This is a genomic window from Massilia atriviolacea (assembly GCF_003953935.1).
Taxonomy (GTDB): domain Bacteria; phylum Pseudomonadota; class Gammaproteobacteria; order Burkholderiales; family Burkholderiaceae_D; genus Telluria_A; species Telluria_A atriviolacea.
On sequence record NZ_RXLQ01000009.1, the window covers coordinates 316,971 to 341,389 of the forward strand.

At 66.8% G+C, this 24,419-nt stretch carries 18 protein-coding genes; 7 read left to right on the plus strand and 11 right to left on the minus strand.

All coding sequences use genetic code 11. From position 1 onward, the window contains the following. The first annotated feature begins 65 nt into the window (after positions 1 to 65). On the plus strand, positions 66 to 2,156 hold the full coding sequence (locus tag EJB06_RS18865) for a tetratricopeptide repeat-containing diguanylate cyclase (protein ID WP_126075550.1): 2,091 nt from the start codon (positions 66 to 68) through the stop codon (positions 2,154 to 2,156). 1 nt (position 2,157) lies between these two features. Then, entirely contained in the window at positions 2,158 to 2,904 is a 747-nt protein-coding gene (locus EJB06_RS18870; RefSeq protein WP_126075551.1) for a hypothetical protein, read from the plus strand. 7 nt (positions 2,905 to 2,911) lie between these two features. Here EJB06_RS18870 and EJB06_RS18875 read toward each other — a convergent pair whose 3' ends face one another. Then, positions 2,912 to 3,235, minus strand: coding sequence for a hypothetical protein (locus EJB06_RS18875; protein ID WP_126075552.1), 324 nt, complete (start codon positions 3,233 to 3,235; stop codon positions 2,912 to 2,914). Between the two features lie 121 nt (positions 3,236 to 3,356). On the opposite strand from EJB06_RS18875, the gene EJB06_RS18880 reads away from it, so the two are divergent. Further along, complete coding sequence (locus EJB06_RS18880) at positions 3,357 to 5,609, plus strand: molybdopterin-dependent oxidoreductase (RefSeq protein ID WP_126075553.1); 2,253 nt, start codon at positions 3,357 to 3,359, stop codon at positions 5,607 to 5,609. Between the two features lie 4 nt (positions 5,610 to 5,613). On the opposite strand, the gene EJB06_RS18885 is transcribed toward EJB06_RS18880, so the two are convergent. The 7 genes from EJB06_RS18885 to EJB06_RS18915 form a co-directional block, all read right to left on the minus strand. Further along, complete coding sequence (locus EJB06_RS18885; RefSeq protein WP_126075554.1) at positions 5,614 to 6,012, minus strand: hypothetical protein; 399 nt, start codon at positions 6,010 to 6,012, stop codon at positions 5,614 to 5,616. A gap of 130 nt (positions 6,013 to 6,142) precedes the next feature. Next, positions 6,143 to 7,000, minus strand: coding sequence for a hypothetical protein (locus EJB06_RS18890; RefSeq protein WP_164557965.1), 858 nt, complete (start codon positions 6,998 to 7,000; stop codon positions 6,143 to 6,145). 4 nt (positions 7,001 to 7,004) lie between these two features. Beyond that, positions 7,005 to 10,619, minus strand: a complete 3,615-nt coding sequence (locus EJB06_RS18895) for a tubulin-like doman-containing protein (RefSeq protein WP_126075556.1) — start codon at positions 10,617 to 10,619, stop codon at positions 7,005 to 7,007. 37 nt (positions 10,620 to 10,656) lie between these two features. Further along, on the minus strand, positions 10,657 to 11,109 hold the full coding sequence (locus tag EJB06_RS18900; protein ID WP_126075557.1) for a hypothetical protein: 453 nt from the start codon (positions 11,107 to 11,109) through the stop codon (positions 10,657 to 10,659). A 26-nt stretch (positions 11,110 to 11,135) separates the two neighbouring features. After that, positions 11,136 to 12,626, minus strand: a complete 1,491-nt coding sequence (locus tag EJB06_RS18905; protein ID WP_126075558.1) for a hypothetical protein — start codon at positions 12,624 to 12,626, stop codon at positions 11,136 to 11,138. Continuing rightward, positions 12,623 to 14,107, minus strand: a complete 1,485-nt coding sequence (locus tag EJB06_RS18910) for a hypothetical protein (RefSeq protein WP_126075559.1) — start codon at positions 14,105 to 14,107, stop codon at positions 12,623 to 12,625. Before EJB06_RS18910 ends, EJB06_RS18905 begins: the two co-directional genes overlap by 4 nt. A gap of 140 nt (positions 14,108 to 14,247) precedes the next feature. Beyond that, entirely contained in the window at positions 14,248 to 14,715 is a 468-nt protein-coding gene (locus EJB06_RS18915; protein WP_126075560.1) for a cache domain-containing protein, read from the minus strand. 190 nt (positions 14,716 to 14,905) lie between these two features. Here EJB06_RS18915 and EJB06_RS18920 point away from each other — a divergent pair, with 190 nt between their 5' ends. Beyond that, positions 14,906 to 15,967, plus strand: coding sequence for a M29 family metallopeptidase (locus EJB06_RS18920; protein WP_126075561.1), 1,062 nt, complete (start codon positions 14,906 to 14,908; stop codon positions 15,965 to 15,967). Between the two features lies 1 nt (position 15,968). Here EJB06_RS18920 and EJB06_RS18925 read toward each other — a convergent pair whose 3' ends face one another. Further along, positions 15,969 to 16,880: a LysR family transcriptional regulator gene (locus EJB06_RS18925; protein ID WP_126075562.1), complete on the minus strand. Its 912-nt coding sequence runs from the start codon at positions 16,878 to 16,880 to the stop codon at positions 15,969 to 15,971. A gap of 127 nt (positions 16,881 to 17,007) precedes the next feature. Between EJB06_RS18925 and EJB06_RS18930 the strand changes: the two genes are divergently transcribed. Next, complete coding sequence (locus EJB06_RS18930; RefSeq protein WP_126075563.1) at positions 17,008 to 17,847, plus strand: phytanoyl-CoA dioxygenase family protein; 840 nt, start codon at positions 17,008 to 17,010, stop codon at positions 17,845 to 17,847. A 3-nt stretch (positions 17,848 to 17,850) separates the two neighbouring features. Next, complete coding sequence (locus EJB06_RS18935) at positions 17,851 to 18,669, plus strand: sugar phosphate isomerase/epimerase family protein (protein WP_126075564.1); 819 nt, start codon at positions 17,851 to 17,853, stop codon at positions 18,667 to 18,669. A gap of 1,013 nt (positions 18,670 to 19,682) precedes the next feature. Here EJB06_RS18935 and EJB06_RS18940 read toward each other — a convergent pair. Together EJB06_RS18940 and EJB06_RS18945 are read right to left on the minus strand one after the other, a co-directional pair. Next, positions 19,683 to 21,995 carry a CHASE domain-containing protein gene (locus tag EJB06_RS18940; protein ID WP_126075565.1) on the minus strand — a complete coding sequence of 771 codons (2,313 nt, stop codon included), beginning with the start codon at positions 21,993 to 21,995 and terminating at the stop codon, positions 19,683 to 19,685. A 359-nt stretch (positions 21,996 to 22,354) separates the two neighbouring features. Next, positions 22,355 to 23,458 (minus strand): HD-GYP domain-containing protein, encoded by a 1,104-nt coding sequence (locus EJB06_RS18945; protein WP_126075566.1) that lies wholly within the window; start codon positions 23,456 to 23,458, stop codon positions 22,355 to 22,357. Between the two features lie 176 nt (positions 23,459 to 23,634). Between EJB06_RS18945 and EJB06_RS18950 the strand changes: the two genes are divergently transcribed. After that, positions 23,635 to 24,419 (plus strand): gluzincin family metallopeptidase (locus EJB06_RS18950; RefSeq protein ID WP_164557966.1); only part of this gene is annotated, 785 nt, incomplete at its 3' end.

Genomic DNA, 24,419 nt, shown 5'->3' on the forward strand with positions numbered 1-24,419 from the left:
CAAGAATATAATTGTCCGCAGTTTTCCGGTTCGGGAAGCACCCGGTTTTCTCATGAAGGAACGTGATGTTGGCAGGTTTATCAGACACCCCGTCGGGCCGCAAGGTCCGCGTGCTGCTGGCATCGCTATGCCTGGTGTCCGGTCTCGCCCATGCCCAGCATCCGGTGCTCGATGCGCGCCTGCTGGAGATCCGCGAGATCAACCGCTACGTGCCGCCCAGGGCCCTCGGCGAACTGCGCAAGATCGAAGCCGAGGCGCGCGCGGCGCCGGTGCGCACCAAGGCCGACTTCCTGGTCCAGCTCTGCCTGGCCCTGCGCGGCTTGAACCAGGTGCCGGAAGCGCTGGCCGCGGCCGAGGAACTGATCGCCTTCGGCCGCGAGACCAGGGACAATGTGGTCATCGCCAAGGGCCTGCTGACCAAGGCCTACGTGGTCTCGCGCATGGACCAGCTGGCCCTGTCGCACCAGCTGGCGTGGGAAGGCGAAAAAATCGCCAACACCACCGGCGACATGGTGCTGCGCGTGCAGGCGGCGATCACCTCGGGCCAGGCCTACGCGGAAGACGGCAATTTTCCGGCCGCGATGGGCAAGATGCAGACCGCGCTGACCCTGGCGCGCCAGCACGGCGAGCCGATTCCCAAGGTCCAGGCCCTCAATTCGCTGGCCATCCTGTACGGCCAGTTAAATGAGCACGACAAGGGCTTCGAGGCGCTGGAAGAAGCCACCGCGCTGGCCGAGCAGACCAATTCGCCGGGGCGCCTGGCGACCCTGAAGGATACCGAATACGGCCTGGCGGTCGACACCAACCAGCCGCAGCGCGGCTTGCGCGCCCTGCTGGCGGGGCTGGAATACGAACGCCGGATCGGCGCCGAGGCGATGATCGCCGGGACGTTGGTCAATCTCTCCGACAGCTACCTGAAGCAGCACGATTACGCGCGCACCCTGTCGTACGGGAACCAGGCCTTGCGCGCCGGACGCCGCCTGAACGACGACAGCACCGTGGCCACCGCGCACCTGAACCTGGGCCAGGCGCACCTGGGCCTGGGCAGCCTGTCCGAGGGCAAGCGCCATTTCGAACTGGGCCTGGCCTGGTACGAAAAGGTCGGCGACAAGCCGGAACTGCAGGAAGTGCTGATGGAGTACGGCGCCGCGCTCGAACGCGCCGGCGACATGGCGGGCGCGGTCAAGGCGTATCACCGCGAGCGCGCGCTGTCGAACGAGCTGTTCGAAAAGCGGCGCCAGAAAGCCACGCTGGAACTGCAGGAAAAGTACGACACCGAAAAGAAGCAGCGCCAGATCGAACTGTTAAGCCGCGAGAACCAGCTCAAGACGACCGAGATCGACAACCGCCGCCTTCAGCAGCGCGTGTGGTGGCTGCTGGCGGTGGTGTTTGCGCTGGCCGCGCTGGTGGTCGGCATCCTGTACCGCAAGGTGCGCCATGCGAATGCCCAGCTGAAGGTCAAGAACCTCGAACTGAAGCAGCAAAGCTCGCGCGATCCGCTGACCGGCTTGTACAACCGGCGCCACTTCCAGGAATTCATGCGCAGCCACCTGCAGGTGGAAAAGCGCGGCGCCGGCACCTCGGGCGAAGAAATCGTCGGCGCCCTGTTCCTGCTCGACGTCGACCACTTCAAGCACGTCAACGACAGCCATGGCCACGCGGCCGGCGACGCGGTGCTGAAAACCATCGCCGACAGCCTGCGCGAGATCCTGCGCGAGACCGACATGATCGTGCGCTGGGGCGGCGAGGAATTCCTCGCCTTCCTGCCGGCCATTCCGCGCAGCGGCGTCGAGGAAATCGCGCGCCGCCTGCTGTCGGGCATTTCGCAGCAGCGCATCGACTACCAGGACAAGGCGCTGTCGGTGAACGTGTCGATCGGCTTTGCGCCGTTTCCGCTGATACCGGGCACCAATGCGCTGCCGTGGGAGCGCGCCGTCAACCTGGTCGACATGGCGCTCTACCTGGCCAAGGCGCACGGGCGCAACCGCGCCTACGGCGTGCGCGGCTTCGCCAATTTCGAGCAGACCACGATGGAACACATCGAGCAGGACCTGGAACGCGCCTGGGGCGCCGGCTACGTCGACATGTCGATCGTGCTGGGCGCCGCCCAAGAACCGAAGAACCCGGCGGCGCCGCCGAAACTGACCATCGTCTGACATGCCGCGCACGCAGCTTTCGTTCGCCAGGCTGGGCCTGGGCCCGGACGCCGATACCCGCTCGGTGCGGCGCGCCTATGCGCGTGAACTCAAGCAGATCGACCAGGAACACGACGCCGCCGGCTTCCAATGCCTGCGCGAGGCCTACGAACTGGCGCTGGCCTGGGCCGGGCGGGCGCTGGCCGGCGCGCCGGCGCCGCCGCTGGCGCCGGACCTGGAGCGGGGCGACCCGCAGCATCTGTGCGACCTGGCCATTGCGCAGTACCGCGCCGTGCTGCCGCGCCTGACGCAGGCGCACGCGGCCGGCGACGAGGCGTCGTGGCGGCGCGAGATGCAGCGCATCCTCGATAGCGAGGCCATGGTCAACCTCTGCGCGCGCGCCCTGTTCGAGGAAGTCATGGCGCACCTGCTGGCGGCCGGCTGGAAGCCGGGCCACGAGACCCTGCTGCCGGTGGCGGCCAGCCTGTTCGACTGGGCCGCCGACCGGGGCCGCGTGCTGCGCTTCGGCGCGGCCGGATGGCTGGTCGACCGCGCCATCGGCGAACTGGCGCTGTTCAATGCCGGCGGCCACGCCGACCTGGCGCACCGGCGCGGCGTGCTGGAACGCTTGCGCGCGCCGGCGCGGCCCGGCCCCGACCAGCTGATGCAGGACCTGCCCTGGCTGGACCAGATGCTCGAGCGCTTTCCCAACATGGTGGCGCTGGTGGTGAGCGCCGACGCTGTCGACGACTGGCGCCGGGCCCTGTAGGCGCGACTTATTTGCGCGCCGCTTCCTGGATCTTCTCGCCCGCTTCTTCCACCTTCTTGCCGACATTCTCGGTGGCCTGGTCCAGGCCCTTGCTGGCGTCCTGGGTCGCTTCGTCGATCTTGTTTCCGGTGGCCTTGGCCGCGTCGGTGATCTTCTTGCCGGCTTCCTCGGCCTTGTCGATGTTGGCCTTCAGGTTCTCGCCGACGTTCTCGCCGGCCTTGTCGAGCTTGGCGCCTGCCTTCTGCGCCGGCCCGATGCCCTGCTCGTCCTTCTGGCAGCCGCCCAGCGCGGCGAGCATCATGGCGCAGACGATGAGCGATGTGATTTTCATGGTTTCCCCCTACGGTTGTTGTTGCCTTATAGCATACACCGGCGCCCGACATTTCGGTTGACAGTTGGGCCACGAGTGCACACAATCGCACGACCGTTCGATTTTTTGGAAAGCGCTCGCCATGACCTTGTCCACCCCCGTCCCGACCACCGTTCCCGCCGCCGTCGCGCACCGTATCTGTCCGTTTTGCGAAGCCTGCTGCGGGCTCGAACTCGATCTCGAAGAAAACAAGGTGGTGCGCATTCGGGGCGACGCCAACGACGTGTTCTCGCGCGGTTTCCTGTGTCCCAAGGCGATCGGCCTGAAAGACCTGCACGACGATCCGGACCGCCTGCGCACGCCCCTGATCAAGCGCAACGGCGTGTTCGAACCGGCCAGCTGGGACGAAGCCTACGCCGAGATCGAACGCCGCCTGCCGCCCGTCATCGCCGCCGGCGGCGCCAACGCCGTGGCCACGGTGCTGGGCAATCCGGTCTCGCACAAAATGAGCCTGATGCTGTACTTCCCGCGCCTGGCGCGCGCGCTCGGCACGCGCAATATGTTCTCGGCGTCGAGCGTGGACCAGGTGCCGAAGATGCTGTCGGTCGGGCTGATGTTCGGCAGCTGGCTGTCGGTGCCGGTGCCGGACATCGAACGCTGCGACTTTTTGCTGGTCCTGGGCGCCAATCCCATGGTGTCGAACGGCAGCCTGTGGACGGTGCCGGACTTTCGCGGCAAGGCCAAGGCCCTGCGCGCGCGCGGCGGCCAGCTGGTCGTGGTCGATCCGCGCCGCACCGAAACGGCCGACGTGGCCGACGCCCACCACTTCATCCGCCCCGGTGCCGACGTCTTCTTCCTGCTCGGGATCGCGCACGCGCTGTTCGACGAAAACCTGGTGCGCCTCGGCCGCCTGGCGGATCACACCGTGGGCCTGGAACAGCTCGAAGCGGCGGTGCGCGAGTACGCGCCCGAGCTGGTGGCGGCGCGCTGCGGCATCGACGCGGCCACCATGCGCCAGCTGGCGCGCAGCCTGGCCAACACCCCGCGCGCGGCCATCTACGGGCGGATCGGCACCTGCACCCAGCAATTCGGGACCCTGTGTTCGTGGCTGATCGATGCGATCAACGTGCTGACCGGGCACCTCGACGAAGAAGGCGGCGCCATGTTCCCGAAAGCGGCGGCGTTTTCGGCCAACACGCGCGGCGCGCCCGGCATCGGGCGCGGCGTGACGACGGGACGCTACCGCTCGCGCGTCTCCGGCGCGGCGGAAGTCTCGGGCGAACTGCCGGTGACCTGCCTGGCCGAAGAAATCGACACGCCCGGCCCCGGCCAGGTGCGCGCGCTCATCGCGATCGCCGCCAATCCGGTGCTGTCGGCGCCGAACGGGGCGCGCCTGGCCAAGGCGCTCGACCAGCTCGACTTCATGGTCAGCCTCGATATCTACCTGAACGAAACCTCGCGCCACGCCGACGTGATCCTGCCGGGCGCCTCGCCGCTGGAAGACGCGCATTACGACGTCACCTTCACCCAGTTCTCGCACCGCAATCACGCGCGTTTCAGCGCGCCGGTGCTGGCGCGCGCGGGCGAGCAGCCGGACGAATGGCAAAGCATGATGCGCATCGCCGCCATCGCCAAGGGCCTTGGCGCCAGGGCCGACATCGCGGCGCTCGACGACGAACAGATGCAGGAAGACCTGGCGCGCGCGGCCGGACCGGCGGCGCCCGCGCTGATGGCGGCGCTGGCAGGGCAAAGCGGCGCCGAACGCATGCTCGACCTGGCCCTGCGCAGCGGCCCATACGGCGACCAGTTCGGCAAACATCCGGACGGCCTGACCCTGGCGCGACTGAAGGCGGCGCCGTCCGGCATCGACCTGGGACCGATGGGCAGGCGCATCCCCGAAGCGCTGCGCACGCCCTCGGGCAAGATCGAACTGGCGCCGCAGGTGCTGCTCGACGACCTGGCGCGCGCCGCCGCCGACCTGCGCACGCCTGCGCCGGACCTGGTCATCGTCGGCCGGCGCCAGCTACGTTCGAACAACAGCTGGATGCACAACCTGCCGGTGCTGGCCAAGGGCGCCTACCGCTGCACGGCGCTGGTCCATCCGGCCGACGCTGAACGGCTTGGCCTGCTTGACGGCGCGATGGCGCAGATCCGCAACGGCGAGCGCGCGATCGAGGTGCAGGTGGAGCTGTCGGCGCAGATGATGCAGGGCGTGGTCAGCCTGCCGCATGGCTGGGGCCACAACCTGGAGGGGACGCAGATGCGGGTGGCGGCCGAACGGCCGGGGGTCAACCTGAATGCGCTGCTGGACGAAAACCTGCGCGACCCCTTGTCGGGCAATGCGGTGCTGTCGGGGATCGCGATCGAGATGCGGCCGCTGACGGCCGGCGCGTAGACGTTTAGCGCAGTTCGACCGCGTAGTCGACCGGGGTCTGTTCGACGAAGCGCATGGCTTGCTGATCGCGTTTTCCGCGCGCGACCCTGGCCGCCGCGTCGCCGTTGCGCGCACGCGCCGTGCTGGCGGCGCTGGCCGTGGCGCTGGCGCGCGTCAGCGTCCAGCGTTCCACGCCGGCCGCCACCTCGTCGTTCTGGCGCGCCGCATCGATGCTCCAGTGGCTGGCGCGGTACTGGGCATAGCATTTTTCCCACGCGCGCACCTGGTCGTCGACGCGGCGCGCGGCCTGGCTCGATACCGTTTTATCGGGAAACTCGGGCGACACGCAGTCGAAGCTGGCAGCTTGTACCGACGCTGCGCCGCAGGCCAGCGCCAGCGATGGAATAATTCTGCTGAGAGCCATCGACGTCTCCGGTGAGGTGGAAAGTGTCGATCCTAGACCAAGTAGCAACATTTCTGCAAGCACTTTGACAATCTTTACAGAAAAGATACATGTCTGACGAGCACATCGGACTATGCGCCATGCATTGCATTCACATGCAGCGGTCGCTGGTCCAGTCGCGCCCCGCAGCCACGCAGCGCTGCTTTTCCCTGAGCTGGCGGTCGGCGTATTTTTTATAGGCGGCGCATTCGCTGCTGCCCTCCACCATGGCGATGCAGGTTTCCAGCTTGTCGGAAGCGGCCTTGTAATTGCCCTGCGCGATGTCGCGCTCCGCTTCGGCGATCAGGTTGCGCGCCGACTGGCCGGCTTCGCGCTCCGGCGCCGGCGCCGCCGGCTTGACGGGAGCGGCCGGCGTGTCGCGCTTGGGCGCGGCCTTGGCCTTGGCGGCGCGTGCGCGTTTGCGTTCGCAGGCGCTGGCCGCCGCGTCGATCGAGGAGCGCAGGCGCTCTAGCTGGGCGTCGCCAGCCTTGTCTTTACGCAGCGCGTCCAGTTCGGCCCTGGCCTGCCTGATATTGCAGTCCTCGGCCTGCAAGGTGGCCTGCTCGATGCGCGCCTCGAATTTTTTCGGCTCCGGCTTGGCCGTGAACCAGATCCCCGCCAGCACGGCGAGCGCGATCAGCCAGTAGCGCAGGCGGATCGGTTTGCGCAGCGCGGGGCCGGACGGCGCGGGACGCGGCACGGCCTTGGGCGGCGCGGGCGCGACAGGCGGCGGTGCAGGCGGCGCCTCCTGCACCGGCACCGGTGCGTCGGGCGGCGGCGCGGCCTGCTCCGCCACCGGCGGCGCCGGCACGGGCGCCTGCACCGGCTCGGTGACGGCGGCGGGCGCCGGGCGCAGCGCGCCTTCGTGCTGCGCGCTGCCGCAGTATGGACAAAAATCGACCCGGCGCGGCATCGGCCGCGCGCAGGCGGCGTGGATGCAGCGGTAGATCACTTGGTCTTGCAGATTCATGGCGTCAGTCCGGATCGGGTATCTCGTTGTCGGGGTCCGGGATGGCATCGTCGAAGAGCGCGGCCAGTTCCGGCAGCTCGCCCGCTGTCTTCCACTTGTCGGCCTTGGGATTCCACTGCATGTTCCATACCTTGGTTTGCGCCACCACTTCGGCGCGGGCGATGCGCAGCGCGATGTCGTCGAACGAATACGGTCCCTGCTGGGCGCCGCCGATGAACAGTTTATAGCGTCCGCCCGTCGCCTGCAGCGGCGGCGCCACCGCGCGCGCGGCCAGCGCCTGCGCCGCCTCCTGTTCGCTGGCCAGGTAAGCGGGGCGAATGGCGCGCTTGTCGACCGCTCGCTCGACTTCCCACGCATAGGCATCGCTGGCCGATCCGGGCACCGGTTCGGTCCACTGCGCGAGCGAGACGGCGGCGTCGTCGATATCGCGCGACGACAGCGCCGGATTCATGGCGCGCGCCCGCTTGAACCACTCCTCGTACAGGCGGCGCGCGGTGATGTTCGGCAGCGACGGCGACGGCAGCTGGGCCCCGGTTTCGTCGACTTCCAGCTTCGGTTCGTAGACGCGCTGCTGGAAGTGGCGCATCAGGGTAGCCAGCATGAGCAGCTGGTGCGGCCCCAGCGAGGCCAGGCGCTGCCGGACGGCGGCGATGACCTGTTCGCGGTAATACGGCGGCAGGCCGTTGGAGCGGATGGCGAACTCGTTGCCGATCTGGAGCCACTCGCCGGACCCCGGCTCGACTTCGAACAGATACTGCCCGCGCGGCTGGAACGACGCTTCGCGGTCGGCCAGGTCGCCCTTGCGGCGGATCACGCCGAGCGCGTTGGCCTGCAAGAACCACTCGTAATCGTCGGCCAGGCGGTTCAGTTCATCCATCGACGGCGAAATCGGATGGCGGAAGCGCGTGGCGTCGAAGTGCAGGTGGGTCGGAATCTTGGGGTTCTCGATCTGGTACGAGGTGCGCCAGGTCGGCAGGCCGCGCAGCACCGTCATCGGAAAGCCCGACAATTCGATGTAGCACACGGCCTTGCCGGCGATGCCGGTATTGACCACGGAAACCAGGTCGCCATGGAAGGAGCCGGCCGGCACGGCGGCGCGGATCTCGGCTTCCATCTTGCGCCAGGCATTCACGTCGCCCACGCCGATGAAGCATTTGAACTGGTCGGCCTTGGGCGTAAACTCGGCGGAAAAGCGCGCGTTCATCCACGGCATGGCGCTTTTGAGCCACTCGCCGAAGATGCGCTGGCGCTCCTGCGGCGACATGGCGCCGAGCCGTTCGAGCAGCGGGTCGAGCGGTTCGTCGCCGCCCAGTTCTTCCACGGTGAGCTGGGTCTGGGCGCGGCGGAACAGTTTGAGCAGCAGGCTGGCGCGCAGCTTGTCGTCGCCCAGTTGCGGGAACAGGCGCGCCGAACCGCCGAATTCGAGCAGCACTTCCTCGCTCCAGGCGTGGATGTCGCCGCCCAGGGCCACCGGCTCGGGCAGGACGTCGCTGGCCAGCTTGATGCAGGTCGCGTGTTCGTGGCGCGCGTCGGCGCGCAGCTGGTCGATGCGCTGGTCGACCGCCCCCAGCATGGCGTGCACGCAGCGGCGTCCTTCCTGGAATTCGCCGGCGATGCCGCTCCAGACGGGCTGGCCCTGTTCGTCGGTGCTGTGCGGGTCGCCCAGCCAGGCCGACATGGCGCGCATGACTTCGATCGACTGGCCGGCCGCCACCGCCAGCAGGTGGAAGCGCAGGTAGTCGGCGATGTCGCGCTTGAGGTGGGCCATCACTTCGCGCGCCTGCGCATCCTTGCCGAACAGGCGGCTGGCCGCCTGCGACAGGTTGTTGAGCGACTCCTCGACCTGGCGCGTGCGCAGCGCGTCGCGGATGTCGCGATAGCGCTTGCCATTGCGTTCGGCGTTGCCCAGGTCGCGCTGCAGCAGGCGCGCCTTGATCTGTTCCAGCAGCGAGAGCACGAATTCCAGGCCGCCCTGCTTGCGGTCGTCGAGCAGCGCGTACAACTGCGCGCGCGCGCGGCCCTTGAGGCGCGTGGTCAGTTCGCTGGTGTGGCGCTTGATGCGGTCTTCGCTGGTTTCGGCCGTGGCGCCGGCTTCGCGGATGGCGTCGCGTTCCAGGTGCGGCAGCAGCTCGGCCACCTTTTCGCGCCACACGCCAAGGTCGTACGAGGCCATGATGCGGTCCATCTCCAGCTGCACCTTGCTCTCGACCCGCTCCAGCAAGGAGCGCTGGTCCTTGTCCATCAGCAGCTGGTCGGTCAGCGCGTATTCCTGGAACGGGGTCTGGTCGACCGTGCCCTTCTTAAAATCGGGGAACTCGTCGAACGGATGCTCGCTCATCGCCATCTGCTCGCGCATGAAGATGTCGCGCTCCTGGTCGCCCGCGCGGCGCGCCGCCACGCCGTCGCTGCCGATCAGTCCGAAGAACGCCTTGACCATCAGCGCGGCCAGTTCGTAGGCGCGGATATCGTCGCGCAGGCTTTGCTGGGTGTCCAGCACCGCCTGGCCGAAGGCCGAATACACCTTGGAGTAGGACAGGCGCATGTCGCCGAAGCGCTGTTCCGGCACGCGCGGATTGAACGGCCCCAGCTTGTGCTGCTGCTGGTTGACGGCGATCGAGCGCTTGCGGTTGGCAAAATCGGCCGAGGCAAAGTCTTCGAACAGGGTGTCGGCCACCATCTGGTAGACATCCTTGATGTCGCCCGTCGCCTTGTTGGCCAGGTTGGCGGTATCGACGAAGTACACGTCGTCGAAGGGCGCGCCCTTGCCGACCAGGTTGTCCGGTTCGGCCCACACGACTCGCGCGTTCATGTCGCGCATCGTCGTTTCCAGCTCCATCAGGGTGGCGTAGGCATTGGCCTCGGTGCGCTCCTTGTTGGCCTTGGCGAAACCGGACGGCATGAACATGACCAGGTCGACCTGGTTGTCGGAGACTTCCTGGCGCGCGATGGCCTTGGAAATCCAGCCAAGGTCGATGGCGCTGCCAGCGCCCGTGCCGCCCGCGCAGGAGGCGATGACGACGATGCGGAACTTGGAGGTATCGACCTGCAGGCCGAGGCGCTGGTAGGTTTCCTTGCGCTCGTTGCCGGCATTACTGCTCAAGAAATTCAGCGCGCCCTTGATGCGCCCGCGCAGCTTGGGATATTTGTCGTACAGGTACAGGCGCGCCAGCGCGCGGATCTGGCCCGCGCCCTTGGAGGGATCGATCCCGAGCGAGCGCAGTTTTTTGGGCCGCAGCGGCATCCAGCTTTCGATCAGCGGAAAGCGGGCCAGGCTGTCGTCGGACTCGTGATACTGCGGCAGGTCGATGGTTTCGACCAGGCGCTCGTCGTCGGCCAGCTTGACCAGTTCGTACCACGGGTCGGTGCGCTGCGATTTTCCTTCGTCGATGATGGCATTGTTATCGAGGTCGAAGTGCAGGAAGCGCGCCACCGGAAACTGCGCGATCGATTCGACCCGGGTCGGATTGTGGCGGTTCCAGACTTCCGACAGGATGCGGCGGCGAATCCGCAGCATCACTTCCATGCCGGTGCCGCCGGCGCCGATGAACAGCGTGGGCCGCAGGTCGACCTTCAGTTCAGCCTTGCCGTTGCCGCTGCCGGTGTTGGGAAATTCTGCCATAGTCAATCTCTTTCAATCGTTAAATCGGCGGGGCGGATCAGCGCCGGCCCACGAACAGGGCGGCGCCGAGGGCGGCCAGGCCCACCAGCACCAGCGGCGCGGTGATGGCGAAGGTGAGGAATTTGCTGGCGTTGACGATCGCCAGCACCGCCGCCGCGCTCACGAACGCCAGGCCGACGAACATCAGCCAGCCGGCGCTGCCGGCGGCGGACGGCGCCACGCGCTTGACCACAAGGTGGTGCACATAGGCGTTACGCACGAAAAAGTACACGATCAGCAGCACCAGGAACACGGCGCCGCCGATGGCCAGGTCGCGCGAGGACGTATCGGTAACGGGTGCGCCGGCGAGCGGCGCGACTTCGATCGGCGCTTGCGTGGTCACGGCGCCGCCGGCGTCCTTGGCCGGCTGCGCGGCCGGCGCGCCGCTCTCGCCCGGGAGCTTGAAGCCGGGATCGGCGGAAGGGCTTGCGGGGGCCTGGGTTTTTTGCATGAAGAGGGTCCTGATAGAGATGAAGTTTAGCGGCCCAGCCGCACCTGCGCACCTTCGCGCAGGTCGATCAGCTGGTGGCCGAACAGCGTGGTTTTCAGTTGCGCTACCTTGTTGCCGGCCTTGTCGTAGATCGGCTGCACGGTGCCGGCGCGCGCGTGCATGGTGCGCAATTCGTCTTCCACCGTCACGTAGGCCTTGCGCGGACGCGCCATGGCCAGCATGGCGGCAGCGGCGGCGCCCAGCAGCGCCAGCGCGGCGCCGATGGCCGCCACCAGCGGGCCGACGCCGTAGTGCACGCGCACCTCGATCGGCAGCACGGCGGTCGAACCCTTGACCTGCGCCGGCGGCGTGAAGATGTCCGGCAGCGGGTCGCCCGGAAACAGCGTCGCCATGCGCTGGCGGAAGGCCTGCGACAGTTCGAGCTGCTGGCCGCTCAGTTGCAGCTCGATCCGCCCCGGCAGCACATAGGCCGAGCCGGCCGAGGTGATGGCCTCGATCGACCACTTGCCCGGCAGCTGCCTGACCGGCAGCTGCATGACGGACGCCAGCGGCGCGCCTGTGCCTGGCGCCAGCTTGCGCACTTCGGTGCTGGCCAGTTCGATCGGACGGTCCTCGCCGCCCAGCACCGAGCGCGCGCCGATGGTGGCGCTGGCGATGGTGTACGGGTACATGGCGTTTTCCAGGTTCCACTCGATCCTTGCGGTCGGCGCGCGCGTGTCGGCATCCACGTCGGCGTGCAGCACGCCGCCCGGCGTCATCGAAAACGACACGCCCGGCGCGTCGCTGACCTTGCGCGGCAACAGGCGCACGGTGTCGCGGTCGAGCGGTTTCAGGCGCGCGGGCGGTTCGGTGACGACGCGCTGCAGGCGGCCCGACGCCAGCAGCGCATCGAGCTCGCGCGCGCCCTGCTCGCCCACCGCGAACACGTACAGCATCAGTCCATTGGCGCGGTACTGGGCGCCCTGCACCGGCATCTGCAGCGGGAACGCCAGCGCCTTGCCGATCGCGTCGCCGCGGTGAATCAGCCGATAAAAATCGCGGTTGCGCAGCGCCGTGGCCTGGTCGTTGTTCGGGCTGTTGCGGTTGTTCGTGACCAGCCACACCAGGCCCGGCTTGCCGCCCAGCGCCGTGCCGATGGCCGAATCGACCGCCTCATTGAGGTCGGTGTCGGCCAGCGCCGTGCTGCCCGGCTTGCGCGCCACGTCGAGCGCGGCCAGCGCCTTGACCACCTCGCGCCGCGTGGCCACCGGGTCCACCTTGAGCGAAAGCAGCGCCCTGGGCGAGGGCGCGCCCGGCACGCCCTGGTTGAACGCGGCCAGCACCATCGGGTCGCCCGCCCGCGTGGCGGCCATGACGATTTCGGCCACCAGCGGCTTGAAGGGCGACGCCGGGTCGGTGTAGAACGGCTCCATCCAGCCGGAATTCTGGACCAGGAAGACGTGCGAGCCGGCCGCCGCGGCCGCGCTGGCGGTCAGCAGCGCGGCGCCGGCGGCCAGGCGGGCAAAGCGGCGCGTCACGGCAGCGCGTCCAGCTGCCAGCCGCGCACCTGGTTCCAGTCCGGATGGTGCAGCCACAGGCAGTTGTCGTACACGAAGGGCACGCAGTCGAGCGGACGCGCCAGGCGCGCGATGTCGTCGAGGATGACGTTGCGCTTGCCGATCCATTCGAGCGTGGTGCGCGCGATGATGCGCCCGGCCAGCGCATCTTCGGCCATGCCGGTGTACTGGTGAAAGCGCAGCACCAGCCCGCTGGGCTGGCTGCGGTTGTTATTGAAGCCGCGCAGCAGCGGCAGCACCATGGCGTCATCGTCGTGCGGATCTTCGACGTGCTCCTGCCCCCACGGCTCGCCCACCACCGCATGGCCGCGCCGGAACAGCAGGCTGGCGAAACCGAGGCGCGCGCCGCTCAGTTCTTCGCGCTGGGGGGCGGCCTTGCCCAGTTCGAGGAAGGAGTAAGCCTGGCCGTCATGGCCGATCAGCCACAGGCGGCCGTCGCGGCTCTGGGTGGGGCCGCCGAACTGCTGGCGCGGCGACCATCCGGCCGGCCAGGCGATCCATTGCGGCGGCGCGCCCGGCTGCCATACCAGCTGGCCCTGGGCGTGCAGCCAAAACAACTTGCCGTCGTAGCCGAACGGGCGCGCCCACTGGCCGGCGGGGGCGTCGCATTCGTAGACCAGCTGATTGCCCATGTCGCTGCCGGCGCTCCACAGGCGGGTGCCGCTCTCGCCGTTGACCAAGCAGGCGAGGTGGCGGCGCATGGCGCCGGGCGCGCTGGCGAGCAGGCCGTCGAACACGGTCTCGGTGCGGTAGGTCTCGCTGACGGGATTGATGAACAGGCGGCGCAGGCCACGGTCGGTCGGCACCAGCCCCACTTCGCCACGGCGCGGATCCGGCGCGGGCAGCCAGGCGTAGGACGCGGCCGGCGCGCTGAAGGTCAGGTCGGACCCGTTGTCTTCGGGCGCCATGACATGCCAGGCCCGGGCCAGCGGGTCCCAGTACTGCAGCACGTTGCGGGCGTGGGCCAGCGCGATCAGGCGCTGGGCGGGAAAGCCGTAGGTGCCTGCCGCGAACACGCAGTGCGCATTGGGCGGGGCCGGCATGCTCGCGTCCGGACGGCCGGGAGCCGGCGCGGCGGGGCGTTCTTCGACACTGTCGCCCAGCGCCAGCGACGTCACGTTCAGGCCGTGCGGCACATGGCGCGGCAGCAGCTGGTCGGACCACGGCCCCCACCAGTCGGGCGGGGTCCTGGCGCGGCCGGCCAGCTTGTCCAGCGCCGCGCCGCAGGTGGGGCAGAAGGCGAAACCTTCGGGATAGATGGGCGAGCAGTCGCAGGCCAGCGGCAGCGAGGCGCCGAGCAGGTGGGCGATGTCGGGAAGGCGGCCGCGCGACTGCGCCTGGCGTTCGATGCGGCCAAGTCCCTCGCTCGACGCCAGTTCAAACTGCGCCGTGTGTTCGTCTTCCAGCCAGATGCTGCCGGGCGTTTCCCATCGGTGTGCCATGTCGCTTGCCGCCATATATGTATGAAGTCGCGGCCCGTCGATGCGGGCCGGTTGCTCTTCAAATCATAGCGCAAACAGATTGCACACGCGGTTTATTTGCCGGGTACCGTTTCCCGGTATCTCAAGGGGCGGGCCGGAGGCTATTTATAGGTGCCGACGCCGATCAGCACATCGCCATTGCGTTCGATGTAGGTGTTTTTCTCTTCCATGGCCTTGGTGATCGAGTTCGGCCACTTGTAGCCGAACCAGCCGGTGCCCGCGGGGCTCTTGGCGATCTTGATGAATTCGCGGATCGGATAGACTTCGCCGGCCTTCAGGTCCATCAGGTTCTTGCCCACCATCTTGGCGTTCTGGCCGTGCGCCAGCGCGGTGCCGTCGAAGGTGAACATGAACACGTACAGATCGCCCTTGATGAATTCTCCCTTCGGATCGTTGAAGGCGGCGATCGCCTTCTCGCGCCCGTTCTCGGTCAGATAGGCGCTCGCCTTCTTGACCATGGCCACCGCTTCGTCGGCGGTGCCGCGCCTGGCGCTATCCTGCGCGCTGGCGGCGCCAGCGAGGGTGATGGCAAAGACCGCGAACATCAGTTTCTTGAACAGCGATTTCATCTTTATCTCCTGGTGTGTGTCAGATGGATGGGCCCGGTCTTGAACCGTGTAGTTTTATCCGACGTTAACATATGACCGCGCGGCAATCGCAATAAATTATGCAAAGCATTATTGCTTCGATAAGGAAGTGTGGCTCATAAGCAAAACCGGCCACGTATAATGGACGCCATCCGATACCTTGCACTGCACCATGACCTCCCCTGACCTGACCGCCGCCAGTGGCGACCTTCCCGCCCACGCCGTCGACGCCGCCGCCGCCCACCTGCGCGAGGTGCTCGCCACCGTAGTCGAACACGGCCCGTCCCGGCGCGCGCTGGTGGTGTACGACTGCCGCTGCGGCCTGGCGCGCGCGCTGGCCGAAGGCTACCGGCGCAACCTGCCCGATGGCCTCTTCATCGACTTCGACACCGTCTGCGCCGACGCGGTGCTGGCCGCCTTCAAGGACATGGCCGCGCACGACCTGGTGGTGCTGATCCAGTCCACCAACTTCCGCCTGGAAGCCTTCCGCATCCGGGTCGAGCTGTTCAAGCTGGGACTGAAAGTGATCGAGCACGTGCACCTGTCGCGCATGCCGGGCTCGCAGGGCGAGCATTACATCGAATCGCTGGCCTACGACAGCGCCTACTATCGCGGCGTGGGCAAGGCGCTCAAGCGCCGCATCGACAGCGCCTCGATGGGCGTGCTGCACAGCGGCGGCGAAACGCTGGTGTTTGCCTCGCCGTTCGAATCGGCCAAGCTCAATGTGGGCGACTACAGCGGCATGAACAACGTCGGCGGCCAGTTCCCGATCGGCGAAGTCTTCACCGAAGCGCAGGACCTGGAAGCGGTCAACGGGCGCGTGCGCATCCACGTCTTCGGCGACACCTCGTACATGGTCAACCGTCCGGACACCCCGATCACGCTGGTGATCGAGCGCGGGCGCGTGGTCGGCACGGAGGACGCCACGCCGGAATTCGAGCGCGTGCTGGAGATCATCCGTTTGGAGGAAGGCGAAGTCTGGGTGCGCGAACTCGGCTTCGGCATGAACCGCGCCTTTACGCGCGAGCGCCGCGTCAACGACATCGGCACCTACGAGCGCATGTGCGGCATCCACCTGTCGCTGGGGGCCAAGCATGGGGTCTACCCCAAGCCGGGCTTCAAGCGCAAGGATGCGCGCTATCACGTCGACATCTTCGCCGTGACCGACGCCGTGTACCTGGACCAGGAACTGGTCTACCAGGACGGCGCCTGGCAGGTCGGCGCCGGGGCGTAAGCTAGTTCAGGATACCCGCCTGCGCCAGCGCCAGGTCCCACGGCGCCACGCGATACTCCTCCACCAGGAAGTCGACCAGCGAACGCACCTTGGGCGAGAGCTGGCGGCTGGCCGGGTACAGGGCCGACAGGTCGTTGAGCGGCAGTTCCCACTCCGGCAGCACCGGCAAAAGGGCGCCATCGATCAGCTTTTGCCACGCCAGGAAGGTGGTGTTGTAGACGATGCCCAGCCCGCGCTCGGCGGCCTGCTGCAGCACCAGCCCGTTATTGGCCGTAAAACCGGCGTTGACGCGCACGGTGCGGCGCTCGCCCGCGCGCGTGAAATGCCAGCTGGTGCCGTCGGTCAGGTGGCTGAAGTGCAGGCACTGGTGCGCGAGCAGATCCTCGGGCGTGTGCGGCACGCCCCACTTGTCCAGATACGCCGGACTGGCGCACAGCACCCCTCGGCACGGCGCCAGGCGGCGCATGGCCAGGCCGCTGCTGTCCGGAATGCCGCCCACCCGGATGGTCAGGTCGAAGCCATGGCGGATCGGGTCGAGCAGCGCATCGTCGACGAACAAGGAAGGCGTGAGCAGCGGGTGGCGCAGGCTGAAACGCGCCACCGCGTCGGCCAGCCACGCGCTGCCGAAGCCGGACGGCGCCTGGATCCGCAGCGCGCCCGCCAGCGCGGCGCCGGCCGGGCTGATGGCGCGCGCCGCCTCGCGCGCCTGCTCCACCGTGGCAAGGCAGGGCGCAAGGTAAGCTTCGCCGGCCTCGGTCAGGCTCACGTCGCGGGTCGAGCGGTGCAGCAGGCGCGCATCGAGCTTCGCCTCCAGCTGCATGATGTGTTTACTGACCATGGCGCGCGTCAGCCCCAGGCGGCGCCCGGCGGCCGAAAAGCTGCGCAGGCGCGCCACCTCGACGAAAATTTCCATTGCGCGCAGTTGATCCATGCGGGCGATTGTCAACCCGATGGCGACAATCTGTCAACCGATCGGGCGATTGCCCGGTATCCTGGCCGGTCCTACAATGGCAGCTTCCATCATGGCAGGAGCCACACCCATGCTCAGTACCGAACAACGCGACCAATTCCGGCGCGACGGCTACCTCGTCGTCCCCGGCTTCAAGACGATGGACGAGATCGCGCGCCTGCGCCAGCGCGCCGGCGAGATTGTCAACGAATTCGATCCAGGCCAGGGCCGCTCGATCTTCACCACGCGCGACCAGACCACCGCCACCGACGAATACTTCCTGCGTTCGGATAACACCATCCGCTGCTTCTTCGAAGAAGAAGCCTTCGGTCCGGACGGCCAGCTGCGCCAGGAAAAAGCCCTGTCGATCAACAAGATCGGCCACGCGCTGCACGACCTGGACCCGGTGTTCGAGGCGTTTTCGCGCGATGCGAAGCTGGCCGCGGTGGCGCGCGACCTCGGCCTGGCCGATCCGAAAGTATGGCAATCGATGTACATCTTCAAGCAGCCCGGCATCGGCGGCGAAGTGCGCTGGCACCAGGACGCGACATTTTTCGAGACCACCCCGATCAGCGTGACCACCTTCTGGTTCGCGCTGGAAGACGCCACCATCGAGAATGGCTGCCTGTGGGTCGAACCGGGCGGGCATCGCGGCCCGCTGCGCGAGCGCTTCGTGCGCAACGGCGACGACATCAGGATGGAAACGCTCGATACCATGCCGTGGCCGGACGACAGCACCGCCGTGGCGCTGGAAGCCAAAGCCGGCAGCCTGGTATGTTTTCACGGGCTGCTGCCGCACTACAGCGCGCCGAACCGCTCGCCGGTGTCGCGCCATGCGTACACCCTGCACGCGACCGACGGCGCCACCGCCTACTCGCCGCAGAACTGGATCCAGCGCGACGCCAGCCTGCCGGTGCGTGGCTTCGAATAAATCATGGACATCCGCATCTTCGCCCCGCACTGGGGCAGCAACGAGCTGGAACCGGCCGTCTTCATCGACCGTGTCAAGGCGGCCGGCTTCGACGGCATTGAAATGTCGCTGCCGCTGGACGCCGCACAAAGGGACGACTGGACCTCGCGCATCGCCGGCGCCGGCCTGCTGCTGATCGCGCAGCAGTGGGAAACCGTGTTCCACGCGGACTTCGACGCGCACCGCGATGCGCTGGCGGGCTACCTGGCCAACGCCTGCGGCGCGCGTCCGCTGTTGGTCAACACGCACACCGGCAAGGACTTCTACACGCACGAACAGAACCTGGAACTGATCGCGCTGACCGGGCGCATCGCGCGCGAGCACGGCGTGCCGATCGTGCACGAGATCCACCGCAGCCGTTTTTCCGGCCACCCGATGCTGCTGCTGCCCTACCTGCGCGCGCTGCCCGAACTGGAACTGACGGCCGACCTGTCGCACTGGTGCTGCGCCTGCGAGTCGCTGCTGGAGGACCAGCCGGCCACGCTGGATGCGACCTTGCCGCACGTGCGCCACATCCACGCGCGCGTCGGCCATGCGCAGGGGCCGCAGGTGAGCGACTTTCGCGCGCCGCAGTTCGCGGCCGAACTGGCGCGCCATCTTGGATGGTGGGACCGCATCGTGGCGTTGCGGCGCGCGGCCGGAGCCGCGACCATGACCATCACGCCCGAATTCGGCCCGGTGCCGTACACCCAGACCATGCCGTTCAGCGGCGAGCCGCTGTCGGACGCCTGGGACCAGAACGTGGCGATGCTGCGCCTGCTGCGCGAGCGCTACGCCGCCTGAACCGGAATGTCCCGGCGCCATCGTGTCCACTTCGGTGCCAGGTCTGACATTCGGACACTGTCCACTTCGGTGCCAGGTCTGACATTCGCACACGGACTCGGCCGCGTAATGCCTGAGGCCGTGTCCACTTCGGTGTCAGGTCTGACATTCGGACACGGTCCACTTCGGTGCCAGGTCTGACCTTCGCACACGGACTCGGCCGCGCAATGCCTGAGGCCGTGTCCGCTTCGGTGTCAGGCCTGACATTCGGACACGAACTCGACCGCACAATGTCCACTTTGGTGCCTGTCCACTTTGGTGCCAGGTCTGACATCCGGACACAGACTCGGCCGCGTAATGCCTGAGGCCGTGTCCACTTCGGTGTCAGGTCTGACATTCGGACACGAACTCGACCGCAAAATGTCCACTTTGGTGCCTGTCCACTTTGGTGCCAGGTCTGACATTCTGTCCACTTTTGTCCACTTCGGTGTCAGGTCTGACATTCGGACACGAACTCGACCGCAAAATGTCCACTTTGGTGCCTGTCCACTTTGGTGCCAGGTCTGACATTCTGTCCACTTTTGTCCACTTCGGTGTCAGGTCTGACATTCGGACACGAACTCGACCGCAAAATGTCCACTTTGGTGCCTGTCCACTTTGGTGCCAGGTCTGACATTCTGTCCACTTTTGTCCACTTCGGTGTCAGGTCTGACATTCGGACACGAACTCGACCGCAAAATGTCCACTTTGGTGCCTGTCCACTTTGGTGCCAGGTCTGACATTCTGTCCACTTTGGTGCCAGGTCTGACATCCGGACACAGACTCGACCGCGTAATGCCTGAGGCCGTGTCTGAATGTCAGACCTGGCACCGAGGTGGACACGAACTCGACCGCATAATGCTTGAGGCCGTGTCCGAATGTCAGACCTGGCACCGAGGTGGACACGAACTCGACCGCATAATGCTTGAGGCCGTGTCCGAATGTCAGACCTGGCACCGAAGTGGACATCGAAGTGGACACCGCAGTGGACATCGCTACATCAGCAGCATGTTCACGTCGGCCGCCTCGCTCTCGCGGTTGGGGGCCTTGCGCGGAATGCGGATCGTCACGCTGGTGCCGTGCTCGGGCGTCGATTCGATCTCGATGCTCCCGCCCAGCATGCCGGTGACGATGTTGTAGACGATATTCATCCCCAGCCCCGACCCGCCCTGTCCCATCTTGGTCGTGAAAAACGGATCGAACACCTGGTGCAGGATCTTGGGTGGCATGCCCACGCCATCGTCGCTGAAAATGAGGAGCAGCTTGTCGTCCTCGATCTCGCGCGCGGTGATCGTAATGAGCGCGCTGCCGCGCCCTTCGAACGCGTGCAGCAGCGCGTTGTTGATCAGGTTCGACAGCACCTGCCCCACGCTGCCCGGATAGGAATCGAGCGGCAGGCTGGCCGGCCCGTCGACCCGCGTTTCGCAATTGGCCCGACGCAGCTGCGCCGCATACGTGGCGAGCGTGTCGCGCACCAGGTCGCACAGGTCGAAACGGCGGCGCTGGTCGCTGGTCTGGTCCACCGCCACCTGCTTGAACGAGGTAATCAGGTCGCCCGCGCGGCGCAGCGAACTGGCCATGATGTCGCAGGCCAGGCGCGTATCGGCCATGTGCGCCTCCAGCGCCGAACGCTTGATGCCGCCGTCCGCGTACTTGCGCTCGAAGTCGGCCACCATGTCGGCCAGCGCAGTGGCGGTCAGGAGGCTGTTGCCGATCGGGGTATTGAGTTCGTGCGCGATGCCGGCCACCAGCGATCCGAGGGACGCCATTTTTTCCGAGGTGATCAAATTGGTCTGGGCCTGCTTGAGCGTGGCCAGCACCGTCGACAGGTCGCGGTGCGCGGTTTCCACGTTGGCCTTTTGCTGTTCGAGTTCGGCCAGGCTGTGTTCCAGGCCATCCTTGGCGTCGACCAGGGCCGCCTCGGTGTGTTTGCGGTCGCTGATATTCTGGATAACCCACACGCCGCCCTTGGACAGGTCGGCGGCGTCGAGCGCCTTGCCGTTGATCAGGCACCAGATCGTACTGCCGTCCTTGCGCATCAGTTTCAGTTCGCCCTGCCAGCGCCTGGTGTGCGGATCGACCGCAAACGGATCGGCGGCACCGGCCGTCGCCGCGCGCGAAAGCACCTGCGTCTGGCAGCCAGCCAGCTCGCCCTGCGCGTAGCCCATCATCTCCTCCAGGCCGCGGTTGCAGCGCATGATCACTCCGTGCGAGAACAGCGCGATGCCGACATTGGCGCTGTCCTGGAAGGCGCGCTGCTCGTCGAGCGTCACGCTCAGTTGCTGCGCCAGGGTGCGGCTGCGGCGCGATGCGATCATCAGCGCCGCGATCAGGGTGCTGACCACCAGGCCGCCGGCGGCGATCACCAGCACCGGCCGCACATCGCGGCTGTAGCGGCTCCCCGGCAGCGCTTCGAAGCGCATCACCCACTGGCGCTGGGCCACATTCAGGCGCGCCTCGGTCTGCACGCCGGGCAGCGGCGGCCTGTCGGCGCGGGTGGTATCGAACATCACGTTCGAAGCGGCGTAGGGCGCGGCCGCGCCATCGCTCACGTTGCCGGCATCGTGGATGCGAAACGCCATCTGGTCCAGCAGCGCCGGTTCGATCACCTCGTGCATCAGGTTCTTCACGCGGAACACGATCGCCACCAGCCCCACCAGCGCGGCGCGCCGTTCGGCCACGGTGGTGAGCGGCATGTTCTGGCGGTACACCGGCGCGCGCGCCACGAAACCGGGCTGGCCGCTGTCGTCCTGGACCAGCGTAATGCGCTCGGTGGCGACGATCTCGCCGCTGTCGCGCCCCGCTTCGACCGCTTGCAGGTGCGGCGGCAGCGCGGCCAGATCGAGGCCGAAGGCGATCTCGTTGCCCTTGAGCGGCTCGGTGTATTCGACGATGAAGTGCTCGGCGCGCGCCACGACCGGATGCACGGCGAACGTCGGATAGCCTTCGGCGACCAGGCGCGTATCGCGCCGCACGGCGTCGGTGAAGCGCGCCAGGTCGGCGGCCGGCACATGGCGCACGAACTGGATCGCCTGGAAGCCGGGGTAGCGCGTGGTCAGGTTCAGTTCGCGCACGAAGCGGGCGAACTGGGCGCGGTCGACCTGCTCGTTGACGGCGAAAGCGCCCTTGATACTGAGGAGCATGTCGAAATAGGTTTGCAGGCGCACGTTGGTGTCGGTGGCGACCTTGTCGGCATCGCGCTGGAAAGCGGCCACGATGCGCGCCTGCTGCGCATCGAGTACGGCAACGCAGGTCCACATGGTCAGACAAATACCGACTACGAAGGCCAGGTATCCTTGAGTCCGCATCGGTTCGCTCCACGTTGTACCGAGGGCCGGGCGCGGCCCGGGTATGCGAATTTACTATAGCATATTGGCATGCGGAAATCGCACAAATGGCGCGGCCCAACAACACTTCCGGCCTGCCACAACTTCCTACAGCCTCCCCTCCAAACCTCCTACAACCGGGGTCAGAGCTTTAATTAGAAACATTGCCCAAGCGGCGTCAGACCTGTCAGACCTCCGACTCGAAACAATTGCCAAAACCGCCATAGATCCTACTTTTTTAGCTTTTCGCCAGGGGAGTCCAGAGGATGCTGCAGCAGGTCTTACAGAAAATGTGTCGATTCGGAGATCTGCCCCCGGTCAGGAAACAAAAATGTTGCAAGTTAAAGCTCTGACCCCGGTTTGGGGGGAGGAAATTCGGCGGCGATGGCTTTGAAGCGGTCTTCGATGGCCAGCATGGCGTCGACGACGTCGGGATCGAAGTGTTCGCCGCGGCCCTGGCGGATCAGCTCGACCGCCGTTTCGTGCGTGAACGCCGGCCGGTACACACGCGCCGTGATCAGGGCGTCGTACACGTCGGCTACCGCCATCAGCCGCGCCGACAAGGGAATCGCGTCGCCCGCCAGCCCTTGCGGATAGCCCGAACCATCCCACTTTTCCTGGTGCGAGTAGGCGATCTCGCGCGCGCAGCGCAAAAAGCCGTTGCTGCCCCCAAGCGTGCGTTCGACACCGGCAATCGCGTCGCGCCCGTACACCGTGTGCAGTTTCATCTGCGCGAATTCGCTGTCGCTCAATTTGCCCGGTTTCAGCAGGACCGCGTCCGGCACGCCCACCTTGCCGATGTCGTGCAGCGGCGCCGCCTTGTGCAGCAGCGCGATATGCTCGTTGGTCAGTTCGGCCGTGTAGGCGGCCACAAAACGCAGCTCGCGCGCCAGCGCCGTCACGTAGCGCTGCGTGCGCAGCAGATGCTGGCCGACGCCGGGATCGCGCGATTCGGCCAGCACCGCCATCGCCAGCACGGTGGCATCCTGCATCAAGCCGGCCTCGCGCACGCGCTCGGCCACCAGGTGCTCGAAATGCCGGTGCTGGTCGCGCAGCATGCCGTCCGCCGCGCGCAGCCGCAATTGCGTGGCCACGCGCGCCAGCAGCGCCGCCGGCGAAAACGGCAGCTGCACCATGTCGGCCACGCCGTCGCGCCAGGCACATTCTTCCAGCTGCGCGCCGCCCTCGGGAATGAGCATGATCACCGGCGTGTCGTTACTCAGGACCTGGCACCGCAAGCCGTGAAACACGCGCAGGCTGTCGCCGTCGGCCAGCGCGCCACCGAGCACGATCAGGTCCGGCCGCGGCGCCTGCTGCGCAATGCGCAGCGCGTCCTCGCCGCTGCGCGCCAGCCGCACGTGGTAGCGTTCCTGCAGCAGCTCTTCCATCAGCACAAGCTTGTCCGATACGCCATCCACGATCAGGATGCTTGCCTTGAAATTCATGTCCATTCCCCACGCCTCCCCGCGCCCTGGTCGCCGCAACAATCAGCCTCGGCAATCATAGCCCGCGCCGCGTGTATGTTTCAGGTTTTTTACAATTCCCTGAGACAATTGACTAATCGGTACGTTTAGAATACTTCCTCTTTTTCACGAGAAAAGTCAGGGAAAACATGATCCGTATGCCGGTCAGCCTAGCCGCCTTGTTCCTCGTGTCGGGCATCGCCTCGGCCGCCGAACCGTTCGACGACAAGTTCCGCCAGCTCGAGGAAGTGCTGCCGACGCCGAATACGATCCGCAATGCCGCCGGCGCTCCCGGCCACGCCTACTGGCAGCAGCGCGCCGATTACACCATCCGCGCGCGCCTCGACGAAAACAGGCGCACCATCAGCGCGACCGAAACGGTCACCTACCACAACAACTCGCCCGACACCCTGTCCTACCTGTGGGTGCAGCTGGACCAGAATATCTTCAAGCCCGATTCGGACGCGCGCATGTCGGCCACGGTGGCCTCGCGCGAGGCCTGGGCCAAGGCGCGCAGCGAGGAAGACGGCATGCGCTTCGAGGGCATGCGCTCGCTCATCGAGAACCCGCTCTTCGAAGGCGGCTTCGCCATCGGCGCGGTCAAGGGCGCGGACGGCAAGCCGCTGCGCTACACGATCAACAAGACCATGATGCGGATCGACCTGCCGCAGCCGATGAAGCCGGGCGCGCGCCTGTCGTTTTCCATCGACTTCAGCTTCAACATCAACGACGCCAAGGTCCAGGGCGGGCGCACCGGCTACGAAAAATTCGACGACAACAACGACCTGTTCGAAATCGCGCACTGGTTCCCGCGCATGGCGGCCTATTACGACGTCTACGGCTGGCAGCACAAGCAGTTCCTCGGCGCCGGCGAATTCACCCTCGAATTCGGCGACTACGACGTGCAGCTGACCGTCCCGGCCGACCATATCGTGGCCAGCAC

Excerpts from the sequence above, each read along its gene's own strand:
- EJB06_RS18865 (WP_126075550.1), top strand. The coding sequence starts at position 66 with ATGTTGGCAGGTTTATCAGACACCCCGTCGGGCCGCAAGGTCCGCGTG.
- EJB06_RS18870 (WP_126075551.1), top strand. The coding sequence starts at position 2,158 with ATGCCGCGCACGCAGCTTTCGTTCGCCAGGCTGGGCCTGGGCCCGGAC.
- EJB06_RS18875 (WP_126075552.1), bottom strand. The coding sequence starts at position 3,235 with ATGAAAATCACATCGCTCATCGTCTGCGCCATGATGCTCGCCGCGCTG.
- EJB06_RS18880 (WP_126075553.1), top strand. The coding sequence starts at position 3,357 with ATGACCTTGTCCACCCCCGTCCCGACCACCGTTCCCGCCGCCGTCGCG.
- EJB06_RS18885 (WP_126075554.1), bottom strand. The coding sequence starts at position 6,012 with ATGGCTCTCAGCAGAATTATTCCATCGCTGGCGCTGGCCTGCGGCGCA.
- EJB06_RS18890 (WP_164557965.1), bottom strand. The coding sequence starts at position 7,000 with ATGAATCTGCAAGACCAAGTGATCTACCGCTGCATCCACGCCGCCTGC.
- EJB06_RS18895 (WP_126075556.1), bottom strand. The coding sequence starts at position 10,619 with ATGGCAGAATTTCCCAACACCGGCAGCGGCAACGGCAAGGCTGAACTG.
- EJB06_RS18900 (WP_126075557.1), bottom strand. The coding sequence starts at position 11,109 with ATGCAAAAAACCCAGGCCCCCGCAAGCCCTTCCGCCGATCCCGGCTTC.
- EJB06_RS18910 (WP_126075559.1), bottom strand. The coding sequence starts at position 14,107 with ATGGCACACCGATGGGAAACGCCCGGCAGCATCTGGCTGGAAGACGAA.
- EJB06_RS18915 (WP_126075560.1), bottom strand. The coding sequence starts at position 14,715 with ATGAAATCGCTGTTCAAGAAACTGATGTTCGCGGTCTTTGCCATCACC.
- EJB06_RS18920 (WP_126075561.1), top strand. The coding sequence starts at position 14,906 with ATGACCTCCCCTGACCTGACCGCCGCCAGTGGCGACCTTCCCGCCCAC.
- EJB06_RS18925 (WP_126075562.1), bottom strand. The coding sequence starts at position 16,880 with ATGGAAATTTTCGTCGAGGTGGCGCGCCTGCGCAGCTTTTCGGCCGCC.
- EJB06_RS18930 (WP_126075563.1), top strand. The coding sequence starts at position 17,008 with ATGCTCAGTACCGAACAACGCGACCAATTCCGGCGCGACGGCTACCTC.
- EJB06_RS18935 (WP_126075564.1), top strand. The coding sequence starts at position 17,851 with ATGGACATCCGCATCTTCGCCCCGCACTGGGGCAGCAACGAGCTGGAA.
- EJB06_RS18940 (WP_126075565.1), bottom strand. The coding sequence starts at position 21,995 with ATGCGGACTCAAGGATACCTGGCCTTCGTAGTCGGTATTTGTCTGACC.
- EJB06_RS18945 (WP_126075566.1), bottom strand. The coding sequence starts at position 23,458 with ATGAATTTCAAGGCAAGCATCCTGATCGTGGATGGCGTATCGGACAAG.